The following is a 19723-nucleotide window of genomic DNA, read 5'->3' as shown; positions in this document are numbered from 1 at the left end:
TATTTGTGAAAAAAATTATTACTTTTAGGTACTAGTAGAGTATTAGAAAATAAATATTAATTTTGAAAGGAGTAGGAGTATGAATATGAAACTTAAGGATTTAAGCATTTTTAAAAAAATTGGGATTTTGGTTATAGTTTCTGTCATTGCTATGTCAACACTATTAATTATTGGTTTTAAAAGTATGAGTACTTTAAATAACAATACGGAAGAACTATATAGGGATAGATTACAACCTAGTATAACGTTAGCGAAATATCGCTTAAATAATCGAGCTATCTTAGTAAATATATGGAAAAGTCTAACAGTTATAAATGCGAACGAATCAATCGTAATAAGTAAGGATTTGAAAAGCAAATATAATGAAAATCTAAAGTTACTTCAAGAATTAAAAAAAGCGAATCTAACAAATCATGAGAAAGCTGTACTGGATGAAATAAATACTTTATTTCCAAAATTCGGTACTGGTATAGATGAAGTATTTCTATTAGGACAAGCTAATAAGAATGATGAAGGTATTAAATTATTTCATGAAAAGACTGAACCAATTTTGAATCAAATCATTGCAAAAGGAAATCAATTAGATGAATTAAATATAAAATATGCCAAAGACATTATTGATGAAAGTACAAAGACATTTCATTCAGCCATTATAAAATTTGTTGGCGTATTTATTGGCATATTAATCTTAACAATTATAATAGGTTATTTTATCGCAAGTAAAATAGTTAATCCTGTTAAAAGATTAGTAGAAGCGTTAGAAGCTGCTCGAGATGGAGATTTTACTCATACAGTTGATTATTCTTCAAAGGACGAAATAGGTGTATTATCGTCTGCATTTAATCAAACTACTGAAACATTAAGACAACTAATTGGACAGGTTCAAGCCACGACTGATCAGCTAGCTGCATTTTCGGCAGAGTTATCTGCCAGTGCTGAACAAACTAGTGAATCTAGTGAGCAAATTGCTTCTGTTACATTAGAAGTGGCAAGTGGTTCAAATAACCAGGTTAGGGCAGTAGAAGAAACAGTAACCACTGTTCAAAGTATGATTGGAGAAGCTCAAACTATCGGAAATAATTCAATAAAAGTTAATGATGCTGCAATAGAAGCAGGAGACCTTTCAACTGAAGGAAGTCAAGTGATTCAAAGAGCAGTTGCACAAATGTCCTCAATTCATGAAACCATTGGTGGATTAAGTCAAGTTATTCATGTGTTAAGTGAACGCTCTGATGAAATTGGTGATATTGTAAGTGTAATTACAAATATTGCAGATCAAACGAATTTACTAGCACTAAATGCTGCAATTGAAGCAGCACGTGTAGGAGAGCAAGGTAAAGGATTTGCAGTTGTTGCTGCGGAGGTCCGTGAATTGGCGGAAGAATCAGCAGATTCTGCTAAGGAAATTGCAAAACTAATTAATTCAATTCAAACAGAAGTAAAAAATGCAACGGAATCAATGGGAATAACAACTGAACAAGTAGAAATTGGAACAGAAAGCGTAAATAACGCAGGAGTTTCGTTTAGTAAGATCCAAAGCTCAATTAATGAAGTGACTAATCAAATACATGAGGTTTCTTCTTCTGTCCAAGAATTAGTTGCAGGAACAGAGAAAATCGGACGAGCAGTTGGTGAAATAAGTAATATTGCTGAAATTTCATCAGCCGGAACGCAAAATATTTCTGCTGCAACGGAAGAACAGTTAGCAACAATGGAAGAAATTGCTGCTTCTTCAATTGCATTATCTAAGATGGCTGAGGAATTAAAAGAGAAAACAAGTATTTTTACAGTTTGATATATCTTACAGTGGCATAAAAGTCACTGTTTTTTTGCATATATGCAAGGTTAGCAGTACACAAATAAAGTAATAAGGTTTACTTCAGCAAATAAGGTATATTATATTAATTGAATAGACTCTCTTTAAAGACAAGAAAAGTAGGTGAACAAAGTGGGAAAATATCAATTGGATACTAAAGGTCAGAAAGCTGTGACAAAGTTTCATGAAAAACAGACGCCTGCCAAATTTGATAAAAAGCAGCAACTTGAGAAAATGCGTGCAGAGTATTTGAAAAAGAAGCAAAAACAAACAGATAAATAATATGAATGAAAACATAGGAAGACTAAAATCTCCCTATGTTTTTTTATTCGAATAATATAGATTAATGAAGATACCTTTTAGTAAATAAGTAATAATCTTAAGGCATTTATAAATATAATTACCATAAAAATTTCTAAAACAATCAAAGCTTAATAATATAGAAGAGGAAAAGAGGCTAGAAGTAAATTAAAATTACTATAGCCTCTTTTCTTTTATGTTATTGTCTATACTTAAATAAATTATTGGACTACAGTCAGGTGGTGCTCTATTATCATCAATTTATCAAACTGGAGCTTTAACATAAAACTATAAGTTTTCTTAATGAAATTAGCCTTTTTCAACAACCTGACTTTCATCCTTTTTCATCCAAAGTTCCCCAGGCCAAAAAGCAAATCTTCCTAACACGGTAGTAATTGCAGGTACTAGGAGCGGACGGACAATAAATGTATCTATTAAAACACCTACGCATGTAACGATTCCAAATTGTACTAAAACCTGTATTGGCAATGTAGCCAGTACCAAGAACGTTCCAGCTAAAATTAATCCAGCAGATGATATGACTGATCCAGTTTTCGAAACCCCATTTGCAATCGCTTCTTTATGGTTTTGTTTTCTTTTATTTTTCCAAATCTCAGATACCATAAAAATATTATAATCTTCGCCCAAGGCTACTAAGAACACGAATGAATATAAAGGAATCGATCCTTGAATTGCAGGTACATTTAAACCGTAATGTAGAATAAGCCAACCTGCACCTAATGCAGAGAAATACGATAAAATTACCGTTAATACTAGATAAACCATTGCCGTTATAGAACGTAAATAGAATAGCAATAGCAATGAAATGAATCCAATCATTACTGGAATAATAATTTTTTGATCTCTTTCAGTTGTATTTTTCGTATCTAAATTTGTAACAGTTTCTCCACCTATCCAATAGTTTTGACTCGAAAGACTGTGTTTAGTTAAAGTGTTTTTTAATTGTTTTTCAAGTTGCGGAATGCGTTCCATACCTTTATTCGAATAAGGATTATCTTTTAAAGAAACCTCATATAGTTGTAGGTTTTTATTATTTTTACCAACTTGAGGATCAGAGACGTTTTTTATAAAAGTAAGTCTTTCTAGCTCTTCTTTCAAAGGAATAGTTTTGTTTTCTGTATCAACCACAAGCTTAACAGGTGCTAATAAACCAGATGAATAGTGATCCGAAATTAATTCAAATCCTTCTCGAGATGGCATGTCTTTAGGGAAAGACTCTAACAAATCATAGGTGTACTGAATTTTTGGTACAAAGATAGTTAGGCCACCTAAAAGTAAGACTGAAAGAAGAATGACTCTCCATGGTTTACGTGTAACTAAAGTTCCTATTTTTTGGTTAAGGGTTACTTTTGATTTTTTATTTTTCAAAGGTTTCCCTTTTTTATTTGCTCGTTTAATCTCCATATCTGTCGTTCTCGGTATAAATGGAAAAAACGAAACTCTTCCTAAAATAACTAGAATAGCAGGAAGAAGAGTAATGGCTGCAATACCCATGATGAGAACTGCCAAGCTAAATGGGATAGCAAACCGATGAAATGCACCGTACTCAGCAAGTAGTAATGTAGCTAAACCTAATACTACTGTAAGTGCACTCATTGTTATTGCACCACTTGAATCTTTTATTGCGAGTTGTAATGATTTAAATTTACTTTCTTCAATAAGTAAGTATTCACGGTACCTAGAAATTAAAAATAAGCAATAATCTGTTCCAGCACCGAATAATAGAACGGTCATGATGGAAACTGCCTGCGAATCAACTGTAATGATTCCTTTTTCTGCTAATAATCCTAATAATGGGCTAATAACTCCATAAGAAAAACCAACAACTATTAATGGAACAATTGCCATGATAGGTGAGCGGTATAGAAGAATTAAAAATACCAATACAAGTAATACAGTAGATATTAGTAATTTAATATCAGCCTGTGAGAAAAGACTAACAGCATCTGTCTGAATGCCAACAGGTCCTGAAAAGCGAATATGTAACCCAGGATCATCAAGTTTGTTAACAAATGGGTCTTCTCCGCTAGTGCGATTTACTATTGATTTAATCTTCTTTAAGTTATTTTGTAATGTCTTATCTTCTGCTTTTTCATCAAAGAAAATAGGTGTAATGAGAGTCGTACTATCTTTTGATGCACTTTGGATCAGCGCAGGTTTTGGCAACGTATCAAAAGGAGGTAGAGATTTCTGTTTATCTAACGTATTTTTTCTTAATTCCTTATAAAGTGCTTGAACTGCTTGGTAATCATCATCGTTTAAACCATTATCCCTATGCCAAACAATTAATAAAGGGCTACCCGAGTCATTCGGAAATTCTTTCTTTATGACATCATCAGCTTTTTGTGACATAGAGGATTTGGGTAAGTTGTCTGCTTTGTTATCTTCTACTTCATTTACAGACGGAAATGAAATAGATAAAAACATGGTTAATAAAACCCAAACAGAAATGGTTAGCCATCTAGTTTTTTGTCCTCCAACCATTTTTCCCCATGAGTTGAATGGGTGTCTTTTCATTAGTGGTCCACCTTTCTATCTTGTATGAATAATTCTTATTAATTATATATACTGGTAGGTTAATTAATCAAGAACTTTAATATGTTATAATAAGTTCATTAATTAGTTAGGAGAGAAGTACCTTGCGACAAACTAATCGACCATTAGGGCGACCTCATATGAGCAATCGAAAAAAGCCTACTAAAGAAATTATATTAGAGAATGCAGTAAAGCTTTTTCTAAAACAAGGATATCAACTTGTCTCGATGGATGATGTTGCAAAAGAATGTGACGTGACCAAAGCGACGGTTTATTATTATTACTCAACTAAGGCTGAACTTTTCACTGATGCGATGGTCCAAATGATGCTTAGAATAAGTGGCCGAATTAAAGAAATTTTATCAATAGAAAGACCATTAAAAGATAACTTATTGGAAATTGTAAAAATTCATTTAAAAGCCACTTTTGATATTGACCTGAAAACTTTTATAAAAGATGCAAAAATTTCATTAACAGATGAGCAAATGTTTCAAATGAATGATGCTGAGGAAAAAATGTATGAAGTAATTCAAAGTGCAATAGAAAATGCAATGAATAAAGGTGAAATTCCAACGGGGAATCCAAAATTCGCAACTCATGCGTTCTTTGCAATTTTAAAAGTTGGAAATTTTAGGGATTTAAATAATCAATCTATCATCAATTCGGTAGATGAAATGGCAAATGAAATCGTAAACTTTTTTTGGAGAGGTTTAAGTGTGTAAGCAAAAAAGTGCTTGCAGTTTACGTAAATATTATACATAAACTTACTGATTTAAAACTTTGGTGAAATAAAATTAATTCATAGATAGTAGGGACAATGGTCAGAGTGAACGAAATAGAATCAAATTGTCTCAATTAAAGTATAACAATATAGAAAAAAAGAGGCTATGAAGTAAACACTTAGTTTACCATAGCCTCTTTTTGATTCTATCCTTCACTTCAGCATGATAGGAAGGAAAAAGATGTGTCTATAACAAGGAGGAGAGATATCAATGTTACTCCACATCCGAATTAATAATTTGAACATCAAACGTCGGTTCAATCGTCATGCGAGGATAGTCTTTCCGCCAGTCCAAAGACTTCCATATATCAGGGTGGTGAGCCTTTAATTCCTTACCGATACCAAGAATATCACAATTGGCTTTTTGCATTGTTTCAATTGTTGTGACAGCCATATCTTTTAAATGTTTACTCAGTTCTTTTTCCATATGATTTATGTAATCAGGTTTATTCTGGTGAAATGCTTTTCCAAGATCAAATATATTTATTTTTAATTGGACATTTAATTTTACTTTCGGTAATTTGTTTGATTTGGATGTAAATGTGAATTTTGTATGTTCGTTTTTGACAGAAAATCCGTAATTATTTTGCTTATTTTTATCAGTGATAGGTTGTTCTTTACCATTTTCTGATATGTTTCCGGTATATCTTTGCTTTCCTGCTCCTTTCCCATTCATTAACATCATCATTTGAATTTGTTCTTTGCTAAGCTTAGTTTCTGTATTCAAACCTTGTCGAAATAAAAGTGCGCCACTTAATTCTACTCCCATACCGGATTGTTTCATTACTGGAATAGCAATATCTGTTAACGGTTCTTCTTTGGATAGGATTAAATTCATCATTGAAATGCTTGGTATAATATTATTCATGGATAAAGCCTTATTAAAATCATACAGATTTTCAGTAAATTCACTATTTGCTTTCGGCACAGTATCCAAAAACTTTGCCATATCCCCTTCAAAAACGACTACGGGGATATTAATTGCCGAGTAAGGGGCTTTGAGTAGAAAGTCAAGTGCTGAAACAGGATCATGTGATGCGAAATTCTCGCTTAACATATATGTCCCTGTTGTAATCCCAATAAAGGGAGCCTGGTCGGTGTATTGACCTTGACCAATTGCTTCTACTAAACTTGTCCCATTCAGCTTTGTTATCTGTGAAGTTGCCTCTCCAGAGCCTTGACCAGTACTCTTGAGCTTGGAGACAATATAATGGATTTCAATTTCACCGTTTTCTTCGTTTAAGTCAAAACCAGCTACGTCCACTAAATTCATTTTACGTAATTGCAATCGATCCCAACATCCTGTTAAAAGTGGCAAAAGCAACAGAAGAATCATAATTTTTCTCATTCTCTTGCCACCTTTTCTCTTACATATGATATTAAAAGTAAAATTGTTGGAACAAGAGCAATCATTATCATAGTAGCTTTGTTATGGTATGCTGAAAATTTGGATATCGATTGACGATCAGAGAACCAAATTGCAACCGTGAAACATAAAATTGCTATTATCCATACAATTAAGGGATGTTTATGAATTTCTTTTCTTCCTACAAATGCAAAATAACGTGCGGACAAAAATAAATAAATATAAGCAGTTACCGTAGTTACAGAGAGCCAAAATGTCATAAATAAAATATCTAAGCTTTGAACGACAGGCCATCTAAATTTACGAAGAATAAAAACCATTGGTTCTGTAATGGTATTTAACTGACTCTCACTAAAATTGTACGTCACAATAATTGCTATAAGTAGGTAAAATAAAGTTGTTAGCCCATTAGCAATTGACATAGCAATGAAAATATCTTTCTTTTTATTGCATTTTACGAAAGGAAAAGCATACAAAAGAAGCTCATAACCAGCATACGCCCAAAAAGCAGGGATAGCATCCTTAATAATTGCACCAATACCGTGAGTACCAATCGGCAGAAAATTACGCCAGTCACCTTTCCCCATTCCACTTACAAGTATAATCACAAAACAAATCAAAAACATAGTCACAATTGATTGAGTAATTGTAGCAATTGAACGTAAGGTTGAGGAAGCAATATATGCCGCAACAATTAGTGATATACCAACAATAACGAAAAAAGGTGTCTGAAATAGTACCCATCGATTCAATACATCCGCATATGAAATAATGACCATAATACTAGATTCAGCACAATATATCGCAAATAAAAGATGCATTAACGAGCCTAGTGGCTTTCCCAAAATGGAGAAAATGTATTGTTGTATAGACTGATCAGGGTATCTTTTTCCTAGGGAATAGATAATCACGATAACAACTTGTGCCAATATTCCTCCAACCAAAATAGACATCCAAGAGTCATAGCCTGCATGGCGGGATTCTGCATAAGGAATCGATAAAACACTAACACCAACTTGGGTAAGAATAACTAAGCATATTAGTTGATTTAATGAAATCTTTTTCAAGTGAATCATTCAGCCTACCCCCTTGGATTTTTTATTCTATTATCTTCCTTTGCCAAGCTTTCAAATGGTCGTTTTTTTAAACTTCTGATTGGAAATCTGAAAAGTGTATCCTTTATTGTGTCTACCGAGAACCAAGAGTAAAAGTAAGGAATTCCCATAGTGTCCAATCTTGATAAATGTGTCAGCAACAAAAGAAATGAAATTTCTAGACCAATCAACCCAAACATCGAGGCCATGATGATGAACGGGTACGTTAACATACGAGCTGCACTACTCATTTCATAAGAAGGTATATTAAATGATGCGATACCTGTAAGTGCTACGACAATTACCATCATATTAGAAATTAAATTCGCCTGAACTACAACTGTACCAATAACGATACCACCAACAACTCCAATTGTTTGGGCAATAGGACTTGGAAGCCGCACAGTTGCTTCTCGTAATATTTCTAGTATTAAAAGCATTGCGATTGCTTCGAGAACTGGCGGCAAAGCGATATATTGCATAGAGCTTTGTAACGTCAGCGCGATTTCGAAAGGGACAATACGTGGATCAAAAGTCACAAGAGCAACGTATATTCCCGGTAAACTAAATGCAAGAAAAAAAGAAATAATTCGAAGTAATCTAATTGCACTACCAATCAGCCAGCCGATTTGATAATCATCTGGACTTTGGAAGAATGCCCAAAACGAAACAGGAAGGATAAGACAATCAGGTGACCCATCAGTCAGTATTGCGATTTTCCCATCCATTAAGTAAGAGTTTATACGGTCTGGTCTTTCGGTAACGAGTATTTTCGGGAACAACGTGAAATTCTTCTTTTCGATTAATTCTTGGAGAAAATTCGGTGCTTCAATATAATCAATATCGATCTTTGCAACTCTACGTTCAAACTCAGCTAATACAACTTCATTGACGAGAGAATTTAAATAGAGTATAGCAACTTTAGTATTAGACCTGCGTCCAACTTGGAAAAATTTTATGACAAGATCTGGTGTCTCTATCAACTTTCGCATCATATTTAGGTTTGTATTGATGTTTTCATTCAATGCTTCGTGGGATCCGCGTAACACACGTTCATTCATAGGAATGTTTATAGAGCGTTCTTTAACTAACTCTGTTCCTAGTAAATAGAACTTGGCTTCACCGTTTATTTGAACTACAGTTTTTCCTTCCACTAAGGCTTTAGAAGCATCTAAAAGAAGATCAGTTTCGTTGTAATCCAGTATTGAGACTGCTTCCCGTATATTACCATTCATATTCGTCAGTAATGGGCGGATAATATGGTCTTGCACTTTAGCGGACTCAATCATTGTTTCTAAATAAAATAGCCGATAATGTCGGTTACCGGTCTCAAAATCACTAAACTTGAAGTCTGAACTATTAAATAACAATTCTCTTAGTGATTTCTCGTTTTTTTCAAGTAATAGGTCAGCTTTCATAAAAAATAGTTCCTCCAAAACAGGAAAGTTTATCCTATTTTACCCTCAATCTTATTTTGTATTCTGTTTCAAAGTTACTGTCGGGTCTACTGATATCAACTTAATTAGTTCACAAAAAATCGGAGTTGAAATCTAGAGTAGGAAATTCAAAATGTTAGCGAGTTTTATTTATCACCCGAAAAGATTAACAATTTGCATAAAATTGCTGTGTGTTGTAAATAATTTCCTTTAGATTTATATATCGTAAGGGGTAAATGAATGAGGAATATAGTGAAAGAAATAGAATCCAAGTTTTCCAATCAAGATGACTTTTTTATTGAAGAAGAGCTAGTAAATCATTCAGCAATCTATCTTATTGGATATAAAACACTTGTAGATGTAACTAAGTCTAAATTATATGTTCAACAAATGGCTGCTTCGACTAATTCAGTAAGGGAGCTTTTCACAAACCTAAGTGGCAAGATTAATGTTGAAAATGAACAAGTAATTAAAGCAGTGCTAGAAGGCAATTTAGTTATCTTTTCACAAGATGGCCAGGAGAACGCTGTTGTTGACCCCATCGTTCAAAATCTACGGAGTAGTATTGCAGAACCTAAGAATGAAAGTCCAATTTACTCCTCTTTGGATGCCTTTGGAGAAGATATTAATATAAACATTGGAATGATTAGAAAAAGGCTAGGGAATGAAAATCTGTGCCATTGTTCTTATCAGGTTGGGGAGTTAGAAAGGCGAAAACTTTCGATGCTTTATATTAAAGGAAGAACGCCAAATGCCCTTATTGAAAAAGTTAACTACCAGTTAAAACAAATTAAAAATGATATTGAAACAATAGACGATTTTAATAAACAATTTGGTCAACGAAGATTGAGTCCAGTCAGTCATCTATTCGCAACGGAACTTCCGATTCAAGCCATCCATTCCTTAAAAAAGAACAGGATTGTGTTTTTTTTAGATAATTGTCCTTTCGCACTTGTTTTCCCTCATTTACTCGGGGATATGTTAAGTAGTGTAAACGATCGTAATTTCCCCTTTATACTTTCATTTTTACTTAGAATGTTTAGAGTAATTGGAGCTTTCGCGACGCTAATACTTCCCGCTTTATATGTTGCATTGGTGTCAGTAAACCCTGAAGTATTTAAAACGGATCTTGCTTTATTTGTCGCAAAAAGTAGGGAAGGTATACCTTTATCGGCTTTTCTTGAAACCATAGCAATGGTTGTTTTAGTTGATTTAATTCTAGAGGCAATTGTGAGACTTCCTAAGAGTGTTGGACCGGCTATCACGATGGTAGGCGGAGTCATATTGGGACAGGCGATGGTTGAAGCAAAATTAGTCAGTAATTTGTTGGTTATTGTGATTACTGCAGTTGTAATTGCGAGTTCGGCAGTAATCGGAATGCAAAACTCATTGTACATCCGTTTACTAAAATACCCCATTTTAATATTGGCATCACTTTTCGGAATTTTAGGTGTATGTATTGGTTTAATTTTCACAGTTATCTATTTAGCAAGTTTAACTTCAAACGATATTCCTTATATGACGTTTCAGATTGGACAAAAAGGAGACGTAAAGTGACTAACCGGATTCAAATTGGTGTAATTTTCATTATCATAAATCTAAGTTTTGGTTATTTAGTCTACCCTAATCTCATCTATGCTTTAGCGAAAACAGCTCATTGGGAAGTAGTCTTGTGTCAGGCTTTACTTCAATTGTTTTTAATTTGGATCTATTTTAAAGGATTAAATTTTTTTCCTGAAAAAGATGTCATTGATATTTATTTAAAAATGGGGAGATGGGCTTCATTTGTTATTTTAATCCCATTAATAATCAATCTAGTTTCGTTACTTGCACTTAATATTCGACTTCACACTGAAGTCATCATTTCTATATTTTTGCCTCGGACCCCTTATTGGTCAATCATGATCCTGTTATTTTTTATAACAGTTTATACAGCGGTAAAAGGTTTAGGCACGATTTTACGATCCTCTATAGTTATTTTCTTGATTGTTATTCCCTTAGTGTTACTTAACATTTTTACTTCTGTTGTCAATTTTGATGTACATAATGTTACGCCAAGCTGGCATTTACCTCATAAGTTTTTGTTTCATATAAAATTTCTTTACCTTTTAGGCTTTTCGTCGTTTTTATTTTTGGGATTTATTTCATCTAACACAAGATTGAAGTTCCGACATCTTTTGATTCCATGGGTTTGTGTAACGCTGTTCTTTTTAACTGTAGTGTATATACCACTTTTTATATTTGGACAAGAAGCAGTTGTTTCGTTGACTGATCCTTTCTTGGAGGCAATGGATTCAGTGGACATAAGCTGGTTTTCATTCAATCGACAAGCGATTTTCTTTGGGGTATCTTTAGTTGGTTTAGTTATACTGAGTAATGCTGTCTTGCTTTGGATGATTGGACGTATTATACAGAAAATGTTTAAACGTCAGGCAGCGGAATTATCTAATTGGATGATTGCAATTTCGATGATCGCATTTATTTTATCAATATTTATTCCAAACAAATCTTTAATTGAAAAATACTTTCTGTGGAGTACAAGTGCTCAAGCTTATTTTATGATTGTTATTCCATTTACTATATTTATATATGGTTTCTTAGCGAAAAGAGGCGTGTTCGATTATGAAAAATCATAAATCATTTAAATTATTGATTGTCATCATATCAACAATATTTCTCTGTGGCTGTTGGGATATTAAAGATATAAATAAGCGCTCACTTCCTTTGGTTATGGGGATCTCTAAGGAAGCTGGTAAGGAATATAAATTAACATTACAAATTCCTATACTAGAAAATGAGAATCAAATATCAAAGGTTGTAACTGGAACAGGTGATACGGTTGCAAGTATACTTGGACAAATTCGTACGAACTCTGAAGATGCCGTTGATTACTCACAAATAAGATTAATCGTTGTACAAAGTAATTTAGCAAAAAGTAAAAAGGAATTTAAGGAGCTAATAAAGTTCTTAATGGTTTCAAAAGAAATTCCGTCAAGGGCGTTAATAGCCATTACAGATGAGAACGTAGAGAAGGTATTAGCAAACATAAATGAAAAATTAGGTGTTCAAGCTACTTCGATTTATGATTTTTTTAATAAAGGTGAAGGTTGGGCACCCGAGATGTTTAGTATACCTATTTGGGATGTCTATAAAAGTACATTTTTACATACTAAAGATATAGCAGTTCCAGTTGTTCGCTCTGGAAAAGATACAGTATTAGTCTTTGTAGGTTCTGATATTTTGAAGAAAGGAAATATTGTTGAGAGAATCAGTCCGCACGAAAGTCAATTAATTAACGTGTTCCAAAACCAAAATGAAAAAGGAAAAATAGAAAGCCTAGGATTCGCTAGTATTATGGTAACCAACAGTTCAATCCAAAATAAAACTTCGATGAAAAATAATAAACCGTTTTTGTCTAGCGACTTGAAATTAAAAATGTATATTTTAGAAAGAGAGGAGGGAATAACGGATAAAAGAATTAGAAAAGAACTTGAAATGCTTATTGAACAGAGATTTTACAATATACTTAAGAAAACGCAGGGAAGGAATGCAGATATTTTTGGATTTGGTCAACAATTTCAACATATGCTTTCTTCCAATGAATTAAAAGATTGGCGGAATAAATATTATCCCAAACTAAAAGTGGATTTTAATGTACATGCCAATATGGAGTGATTGATAGTTTTTAGAGCCATTTACTCTTTTCAAAAATCCGAATGTAATCTGAGAAAATGATGAAAATTTATCGACTTTCGTAATATCTACTTTTTATTTTGCCTTAGTGCGCGCCAAAGTTAACCATTGAAGCTCATAATGTGGGTAATGTTAGGAAATAATAGTTAAAACGTTATGTTATCAATCTCCTAAAAGAAGGTAATGAGATGAATAGGAAGATATTAATAAGTGGCTTTCAATTTTTTTGTACGATGTTTTTGTTCGAGGTTGGTACTGCGTCTCTTGTTGCTCTTGCTCCAAGAGCTAAACAAGATGCATGGATCGGCTTATTACTATCTCTTATTTTAGGATGTTTATTATACTACGTGTATACTAAGTTATTTGAAATAAATCCCGATATTCCTTTTAGCCAGTCCGTTCAAATTATATTAGGAGAGTATGCAGGGAAAATTGTAGTACTTACATATATTATCTATTTTATCTACATGTCTTCACTAGTTTTACGTAAATTTGAAGAACTATTGGTCATGACTCTCTTTAGCTCATCATCCTTAATATTAATTGGTATATTAATGTTGTTATTAGTTATGTACGGACTTAATAAAGGCATTGAAACAATTGTTCGTACAAATGAAGTTATTTTTGTATTAGTCTTGCTCATTACTGTATTAATAATATCCTTTGAGTTTATAGCTAAAGTGTATAATTTCAATAATTTCAGACCGGTTTTAGAAAATGGTTGGTCACCGATTATTAAGGCAGCTATTCCACAAGGACTAACCTTACCATTTGGTGAACTGATTACATTTATTATGTTGATGCCATTATTAAATAAAAAAGAAAAAGCATTAAAAGTAGGCATGCCTGCCTTAATCTTTTCAGGTTTAATCTTATTGATTTTCACTCTAAAAAATATAGCCATTTTAGGAGTTCCTGTATTAGAAAGAACCTTTTTTCCACTACTAACATCGATCAGTTACATAAATATTGTTAATTTTCTTCAAAGATTAGATGTTTTTATTGTAATTTTTATGGTTTGTGGAGGTTTCGCAAAAATAACAGTTTTTTACTATTGTGCAGTTTCAGAATCTGCAGACCTATTTAATGTAAAAAAAAGTGCACAATTAATTTATCCAATTGGTGTAATTATACTGCTAAGTTCACTTTTGCTTGCCCCGAACATCGTTGAAAATGACAAAGAAAGGTTGGAAATTTTACCTTACTATCTACATATACCACTTCAAATTATTATACCTGTTTGTTTATTAGTAATTGCACTTATACAAAGGAGATTTAAAGAAGAGGATATTCAAGTAAAAAAATAACTATTCTTATCATTACTATTTAAAAGAGGCTAAGTGTAAATTAATTTTTACCCAAGCCTTTTTATTTTTGGTGTTTTTTAATGTTTACCATAATAATGTAAGGTTCACAAATAGGGAAATCCACTTAATTTATCATCTTCAAACGTGATACACATTCTAAAAAAATTATTTCATAGCAATTTGCAATAAATAACCCAATATGTTTTAGTTCTTTTCTACTAAATTACATTAGTTTTCTCTTTATTGATCTGCACATATGAATATTTCTAACTCATCTCATATGATAAAAGTCCTTTAGAATAACCCAATATGATTATCGTTAGAAGACGATTATAATTTCATTAAATTCTGTAATTAAAAATGTGATTATCTAAGACATTTTTAAGTATGGAATGCTTTTTCTATTTAATCTTAATAGATTAATAGAATGATATGTCTTAATAGAAACGGATGAGGAGAGAAGAGATGAAAAAAAGAAAACGTTTTCCTTATAGGGTAATTGCAACTACCACTTTAGTAACAATGCTATTAACGACAACTATTTTTGCAGAAGAAAATGGAGTTAATCAAGAGCACACTCCGAGTTTAGAAGAAATAATAAAGCAAGGTCAGAAGATTTTTATTGATGAGCAAAATCAAAGTGCAGATGCATCGGCAGATACATTACGATACTCAGAGCTGAAAGAAAAGGGACAACTACCACCTTATAAACCAAATGAGAAGGTTCGTGTCATTGTTGAAGTAGAGCAGCCAGAAGTATTAGAGAAAAGTGAGAAAAGTAAAAAGGTGAAATATAAGGAAAAGCAGGATCAAGTAATCTCTGAGATTTCCAATGGTGCTAAGAGTAAGCATAAAGTAAAGCAACGTTTCTATGAGGGATTTAATGGATTTAGTGTGGAAACTGAGTTTCAGAATGTAAAAGATATTCAGTCAACAACAGGTGTAACAAATGTTCACATTGCAAGAACATTCCAGCCAACTATGGGAGCAAGTAAGGAATTGGTACAAGCACAAAAAGTTTGGGAAGAGTATGGCTATGAGGGTGAAGGAATGCTTGTGGCGATCGTTGATTCAGGTTTAGATTATACGCATAAAGATATGACGTTAACAGAAAAAGGGAAGGCAAAAGAAAAGTGGACTGAAAAAGAAATCCAAGATAAATTAGCTGATACCGAAGTAAAAGAGATATGGTATAGCGACAAAGTTCCAACTGGATATGACTGGGCTGACGGGGATACAGATGTAATTCCACGTGGTCAAACTGGAAGTCCTCATGGTATGCATGTTGCAGGTACTGTCGGTGCAAATGGTGATGAAACCTCTGACGGTGTAAAAGGTGTTGCGCCAGGGGTACAGTTATTAGCTGAAAAAGTATTCTCCGATAATGGCGGAGGTGCATATGAGGATGATATTATTGCTGGAATTGAACACGCCGTAACGATGGGAGCAGATGTAATCAATATGAGTTTAGGTTCTGACGCAGGTTTTGTTGGTGAGGAAAATGATCCAATCCAAAAAGCAATTAGGAAAGCAACAGAGCAGGGTACACTTGTCGTTGTAGCAGGAGGAAACTCTTCTTACAGTACAAAAAATAATTTAATACAATCTTCATTACAACCATATGCAGAGAATCCAGATATCGGTACAGTCGGGGAACCAGGGGTAAGCCCATTTGCGATTTCAGTATCATCCTATGAAAATACGAAAATACATATGAGTACTTTAGTTGATGAAAATGGTATACAGCTACCTTATCAAGATCAAACACAGTTTAACTTTAAGCTTTCTAAAGTATTGGCTCCATCAGAACAATATGAAATGGTTTTTGTAGGAGAAGGACGAACTGCAGATTTTACTGGCAAAAATGTAACAGGTAAGATTGTCGTTGCGAAGCCGAAGCAAAAATACGGAACTTATTCTTATATTCAATCTGAAGCCAAAAAGAAAGGTGCAAAAGCTGTCATACTAGTTCCACCTAATGATGAAGTTGATTATCCATTCGTTTATTTTAGTCCAATATTAACGCCGGCTGTAACAACAAGTAAAGAGATAGGGAATGCTTTCGTTTCTAAATTAACTAGTGGACATACTGTTAAATTGCAGCTATCGAAAGGCACTTATGTTGAAAATTCGGATAAAGATACAATATCTGATTTTTCATCATATGGAACGCCACATACTTTAGATTTTAAACCGGAGTTATCTGCACCAGGTGGAAATATATATTCAACTGTACCAGGGAATGAATATGAGATTATGAGTGGAACATCAATGGCAACACCTCATGTAGCAGGTGGTTCAGCATTATTATTACAGGCTTTATACGATAAAGGCTTAACTCAGTCAAAAGCTACCGCTTTAAAAGCAAAAATTGCTTTAATGAATACCGCAAAAGTTGTAAAGGATCCGCGTACGAACAGTGAAGTACCATATTCACCACGCATGCAGGGTTCTGGCTTAATGCAAATTCAAAATGCTATCAAAACACCTGTAATTGTTACAAATAAAAATGCATCACTAGAGCAAGCGGGTGCAGTTGCTTTAAAAGAAATCAATGAAGGTACTGCCCACTTCAAACTAAACGTAGAAGCACTGAATAACATTGGTGTTAAGGATCTAGAATACTCGGTTTATGTTGATGTACTAACAGATGGCAAAGAGACAAAAGAATTTGATTTGGACAATGACGGGACAATTGATTCTAAAGAATATTTGACATTAAAAAGTGAAAGATTAGTAGGCGCATCTGCAAGTGTAAACGGAGAATCAGTCACGTTTTCAAACGGTAAAACATTAAAAATTAAGCCAGGACAGGAAAAAAGCCTAGATGTACAAATTAAATTGCCTAGTCATTTAAATAAAGGAACATTTGTTGAGGGCTTTGTACGATTAGTACCGACTGGAAAAAATAGTGATTCTGCAGTACCTTTGACAGTACCTTATATGGGTTACTATGGAGAATGGGATCAACCACAAAACATTGATCCTGTTGCTTGGGATCAAGATGCATTCTTAGGTTATACAGTACTTTGGAATGATGAGCCTGGTGCTGAAGGAACATTCCCACTTGGTTATGACCCAAGAACAGGAAAGTTTAATTTGAATCGTATCGTCATATCTCCTAATGGTCCTTTTCCAGGTGTATTCCCAACATTTACAGCACTTCGTAATTTAAAGGAAACTGAAATGTATGTAGAGAATGTAAAAGGTGAAAAGATTCAATACCTTGGTAATTTTAGTGAATACACGGGAACTGGAAAGCCATGGAAATTCCGTAAAAATATTATGTCATTCCGTGATTATATGATTGGTGGTTATTTATGGGATGTTACAGACAATAATGGTCAAGTCGTCAAGGATGGAACATATAACTATGTGATCAAAACGACTCTTGATTATAAGGACGCAAAACCACAAATTGTAAAAATTCCTGTGAATGTAGACTCAATTGCACCAGTAGTTTCTGATATACAAGTACAGCCTAAAGATGGCAAATATGAAATATCATTTAAAGCTACGGACAATGAAAATGGTAGTGGGTATAACGGTGCTATCATTTGGTATAACGGTAAGTATATGCCATTACAATCTGGACAAACAAGTACGATTGTAAATGAAGAGCCTAAGAGTGTGGTAGTGTTGGGTGCTGACTATGCCTTAAATCATGGTTACACAGTTTGGGGTGATCCATCTTATATTAATGATGAAATGCTAGTTAGTTATTTCAGCGTTTATCCATCTAAAAATGTAAGCTCTAGCAACCCAGCGGGTATTAATGGATTTGCAAACAATCGTGTAAATTGGAAGGTATTAATTAAAAGCGAGAGCGGAAAGTTAATTGATTCACTGATTGTTGAAAATGATACTGAAATCCATGTGAAATGGACTCCTGAAGAAGATGTTCCAGAAGGTACTTACACTATATCAGCTGAAGTTGAAAATAAACAAGGCTTTAAAGTAACTACAAAAGCCACAACTGTAACAGTTGTGAAATAGGATATTTTTAAGAAATGCATCCTACGATAAGTGGGATGCATTTTTCTTTGTCAGTATTCATAGTAAATATGGTAAAATAAACAAAAATTCAAAATTTCTCGAAGCTGACGGACATCATGAAACTAAATATATTTGTGATTTGGATTGTCGGTAAAATTGATAAAAAATGGATTGATTTAAAGTGGATTGCTAGTAGGATGTTAGAACACTACCTTCATTAATTTTTGTAAAAATGGGCGGGTGATGTATATGAAGAGACTGTTAGAATTTATGAAAAATTCATTGCTAGATATACTTTCTGCAATAAAAGGTTATGTTTATGGTTTTTTTCTAGTTGCCGCTGTCATATTATTAGGTACGGGTGTTTTATATCTATTTTTCTATGTTAAAAATGTTCTAATATAGACTGACTCTTTATAAAAGGGTCTTTTTTTATGTTTGTCTGATTTGTTATTTAAGTTTAGGTTAGTTCATGACAACTCCAGGATACTTCCTTTTTCGTGGGGCGAAAGGTGAGAGCCGGGTCTCGACTTACCGACATCTATTATATTGGTCATTTACTCAACTTTTTAGGAGGTCATGGAGTGATTTACATACTACTACTAATTTCATCATTCTGTATGATTCTTTTATTTTTAATGTATAAAGAAGCGCATTTAAATATCATTAAAAAGCATGAATTTTCTTTTTCAAATACACTGCTTGATAAACCGTTAAGAATTTTCTTTATTTCAGATATACATAGGCGATATATACATCCAACTATCATAAAAAAAATGCAATATAAAGTTGACTTAGTGATTATAGGTGGAGATTTACTTGAAAAGGGGGTGCCCTTTCATAGGGTTGAAAGTAATATCAAAACTTTAAAAAGTCTTGGGCCAATTTACTTTGTATGGGGAAATAATGATCATGAAAACGGCCTGAATGAATTAATGGGTATTTTCGAGAAATTTGACGTATGTATTTTAAAAAATGATGCTACGCTGATGGAGCATCAACAAATAGAGTGGACATTAATTGGAGTAGATGATTTGAATACTGGACAGATCGATATCAATCGTGCTCTTCAGGGAAAAAAGGAAACGGGATTTACATTATTAGTTAGTCATAATCCAAAAGTAATGGAACTGATACAGCCTGAACATAAGATAACTTTAGTATTGAGTGGGCACACACATGGTGGGCAGATTCGGATTTTAGGTTTTGGTCCATATGAAAAAGGTAAAGTTCACATGCAAAATGGCATTACACAAATTGTTAGCAATGGATATGGTACGACTGGGATCCCACTTAGATTAGGTGCTAAGCCCGAGACTCATTATATTGTCATAAAAGGATTTTAAATAAAGGAAAAAGGCAAAGTATATTGAATACT

At 33.4% G+C, this 19723-nt stretch carries 14 protein-coding genes; 10 read left to right on the top strand and 4 right to left on the bottom strand.

Annotation, left to right across the window (positions count from 1 at the left end):
* Positions 1 to 79 precede the first annotated feature (79 nt).
* Positions 80 to 1795: a methyl-accepting chemotaxis protein gene (locus ACX6U0_RS18390; RefSeq protein WP_464961319.1), complete on the top strand. Its 1716-nt coding sequence runs from the start codon at positions 80 to 82 to the stop codon at positions 1793 to 1795.
* A 153-nt stretch (positions 1796 to 1948) separates the two neighbouring features.
* Entirely contained in the window at positions 1949 to 2098 is a 150-nt protein-coding gene (locus ACX6U0_RS18385; protein ID WP_464961318.1) for a hypothetical protein, read from the top strand.
* Between the two features lie 327 nt (positions 2099 to 2425).
* Here the strand turns inward: ACX6U0_RS18385 and ACX6U0_RS18380 are convergent, their stop codons facing one another.
* Positions 2426 to 4654: an MMPL family transporter gene (locus ACX6U0_RS18380; RefSeq protein ID WP_464961317.1), complete on the bottom strand. Its 2229-nt coding sequence runs from the start codon at positions 4652 to 4654 to the stop codon at positions 2426 to 2428.
* A gap of 122 nt (positions 4655 to 4776) precedes the next feature.
* On the opposite strand from ACX6U0_RS18380, the gene ACX6U0_RS18375 reads away from it, so the two are divergent.
* On the top strand, positions 4777 to 5394 hold the full coding sequence (locus tag ACX6U0_RS18375; RefSeq protein WP_464961316.1) for a TetR/AcrR family transcriptional regulator: 618 nt from the start codon (positions 4777 to 4779) through the stop codon (positions 5392 to 5394).
* 273 nt (positions 5395 to 5667) lie between these two features.
* Here ACX6U0_RS18375 and ACX6U0_RS18370 read toward each other — a convergent pair whose 3' ends face one another.
* Genes ACX6U0_RS18370 through ACX6U0_RS18360 form a run of 3 tightly spaced genes read right to left on the bottom strand, consistent with a single transcriptional unit; the run spans position 5668 to position 9331 of the window.
* Positions 5668 to 6801 carry a Ger(x)C family spore germination protein gene (locus tag ACX6U0_RS18370; RefSeq protein ID WP_464961315.1) on the bottom strand — a complete coding sequence of 378 codons (1134 nt, stop codon included), beginning with the start codon at positions 6799 to 6801 and terminating at the stop codon, positions 5668 to 5670.
* Complete coding sequence (locus ACX6U0_RS18365; protein ID WP_464961314.1) at positions 6798 to 7895, bottom strand: GerAB/ArcD/ProY family transporter; 1098 nt, start codon at positions 7893 to 7895, stop codon at positions 6798 to 6800. The genes ACX6U0_RS18370 and ACX6U0_RS18365 overlap by 4 nt, the downstream gene beginning before the upstream one ends.
* 5 nt (positions 7896 to 7900) lie before the next feature.
* The gene (locus ACX6U0_RS18360) at positions 7901 to 9331 is read right to left on the bottom strand and encodes a spore germination protein (RefSeq protein ID WP_464961313.1); all 1431 of its coding nucleotides are present in this window, start codon (positions 9329 to 9331) and stop codon (positions 7901 to 7903) included.
* A gap of 258 nt (positions 9332 to 9589) precedes the next feature.
* Between ACX6U0_RS18360 and ACX6U0_RS18355 the strand changes: the two genes are divergently transcribed.
* The 7 genes from ACX6U0_RS18355 to ACX6U0_RS18325 all read left to right on the top strand — a co-directional run bounded on the left by ACX6U0_RS18355 (position 9590) and on the right by ACX6U0_RS18325 (position 19691).
* The gene (locus tag ACX6U0_RS18355) at positions 9590 to 10906 is read left to right on the top strand and encodes a spore germination protein (protein WP_464961312.1); all 1317 of its coding nucleotides are present in this window, start codon (positions 9590 to 9592) and stop codon (positions 10904 to 10906) included.
* Positions 10903 to 11985 carry a GerAB/ArcD/ProY family transporter gene (locus ACX6U0_RS18350; RefSeq protein ID WP_464961311.1) on the top strand — a complete coding sequence of 361 codons (1083 nt, stop codon included), beginning with the start codon at positions 10903 to 10905 and terminating at the stop codon, positions 11983 to 11985. The genes ACX6U0_RS18355 and ACX6U0_RS18350 overlap by 4 nt, the downstream gene beginning before the upstream one ends.
* On the top strand, positions 11972 to 13024 hold the full coding sequence (locus tag ACX6U0_RS18345; RefSeq protein WP_464961310.1) for a Ger(x)C family spore germination protein: 1053 nt from the start codon (positions 11972 to 11974) through the stop codon (positions 13022 to 13024). Before ACX6U0_RS18350 ends, ACX6U0_RS18345 begins: the two co-directional genes overlap by 14 nt.
* A gap of 206 nt (positions 13025 to 13230) precedes the next feature.
* Positions 13231 to 14349, top strand: a complete 1119-nt coding sequence (locus ACX6U0_RS18340) for a GerAB/ArcD/ProY family transporter (RefSeq protein ID WP_464961309.1) — start codon at positions 13231 to 13233, stop codon at positions 14347 to 14349.
* A 465-nt stretch (positions 14350 to 14814) separates the two neighbouring features.
* The gene (locus ACX6U0_RS18335; RefSeq protein ID WP_464961308.1) at positions 14815 to 18345 is read left to right on the top strand and encodes a S8 family serine peptidase; all 3531 of its coding nucleotides are present in this window, start codon (positions 14815 to 14817) and stop codon (positions 18343 to 18345) included.
* 249 nt (positions 18346 to 18594) lie between these two features.
* Complete coding sequence (locus tag ACX6U0_RS18330; RefSeq protein WP_464961307.1) at positions 18595 to 18750, top strand: hypothetical protein; 156 nt, start codon at positions 18595 to 18597, stop codon at positions 18748 to 18750.
* A 179-nt stretch (positions 18751 to 18929) separates the two neighbouring features.
* Positions 18930 to 19691, top strand: a complete 762-nt coding sequence (locus tag ACX6U0_RS18325) for a metallophosphoesterase (RefSeq protein ID WP_464961306.1) — start codon at positions 18930 to 18932, stop codon at positions 19689 to 19691.
* Positions 19692 to 19723 lie beyond the last annotated feature (32 nt).

The sequence above is a fragment of the Gottfriedia sp. ABJ_BB2_2 genome (genome assembly GCF_055484705.1).
This window is presented reverse-complemented; position numbering and strand designations above follow the sequence as displayed.

Bases quoted from the DNA above. Each gene is read 5' to 3' on its own strand.
- ACX6U0_RS18390 (WP_464961319.1), top strand. From the start codon at position 80: ATGAATATGAAACTTAAGGATTTAAGCATTTTTAAAAAAATTGGGATT.
- ACX6U0_RS18380 (WP_464961317.1), bottom strand. From the start codon at position 4,654: ATGAAAAGACACCCATTCAACTCATGGGGAAAAATGGTTGGAGGACAA.
- ACX6U0_RS18370 (WP_464961315.1), bottom strand. From the start codon at position 6,801: ATGAGAAAAATTATGATTCTTCTGTTGCTTTTGCCACTTTTAACAGGA.
- ACX6U0_RS18365 (WP_464961314.1), bottom strand. From the start codon at position 7,895: ATGATTCACTTGAAAAAGATTTCATTAAATCAACTAATATGCTTAGTT.
- ACX6U0_RS18360 (WP_464961313.1), bottom strand. From the start codon at position 9,331: ATGAAAGCTGACCTATTACTTGAAAAAAACGAGAAATCACTAAGAGAA.
- ACX6U0_RS18355 (WP_464961312.1), top strand. From the start codon at position 9,590: ATGAGGAATATAGTGAAAGAAATAGAATCCAAGTTTTCCAATCAAGAT.
- ACX6U0_RS18345 (WP_464961310.1), top strand. From the start codon at position 11,972: ATGAAAAATCATAAATCATTTAAATTATTGATTGTCATCATATCAACA.
- ACX6U0_RS18340 (WP_464961309.1), top strand. From the start codon at position 13,231: ATGAATAGGAAGATATTAATAAGTGGCTTTCAATTTTTTTGTACGATG.
- ACX6U0_RS18335 (WP_464961308.1), top strand. From the start codon at position 14,815: ATGAAAAAAAGAAAACGTTTTCCTTATAGGGTAATTGCAACTACCACT.
- ACX6U0_RS18330 (WP_464961307.1), top strand. From the start codon at position 18,595: ATGAAGAGACTGTTAGAATTTATGAAAAATTCATTGCTAGATATACTT.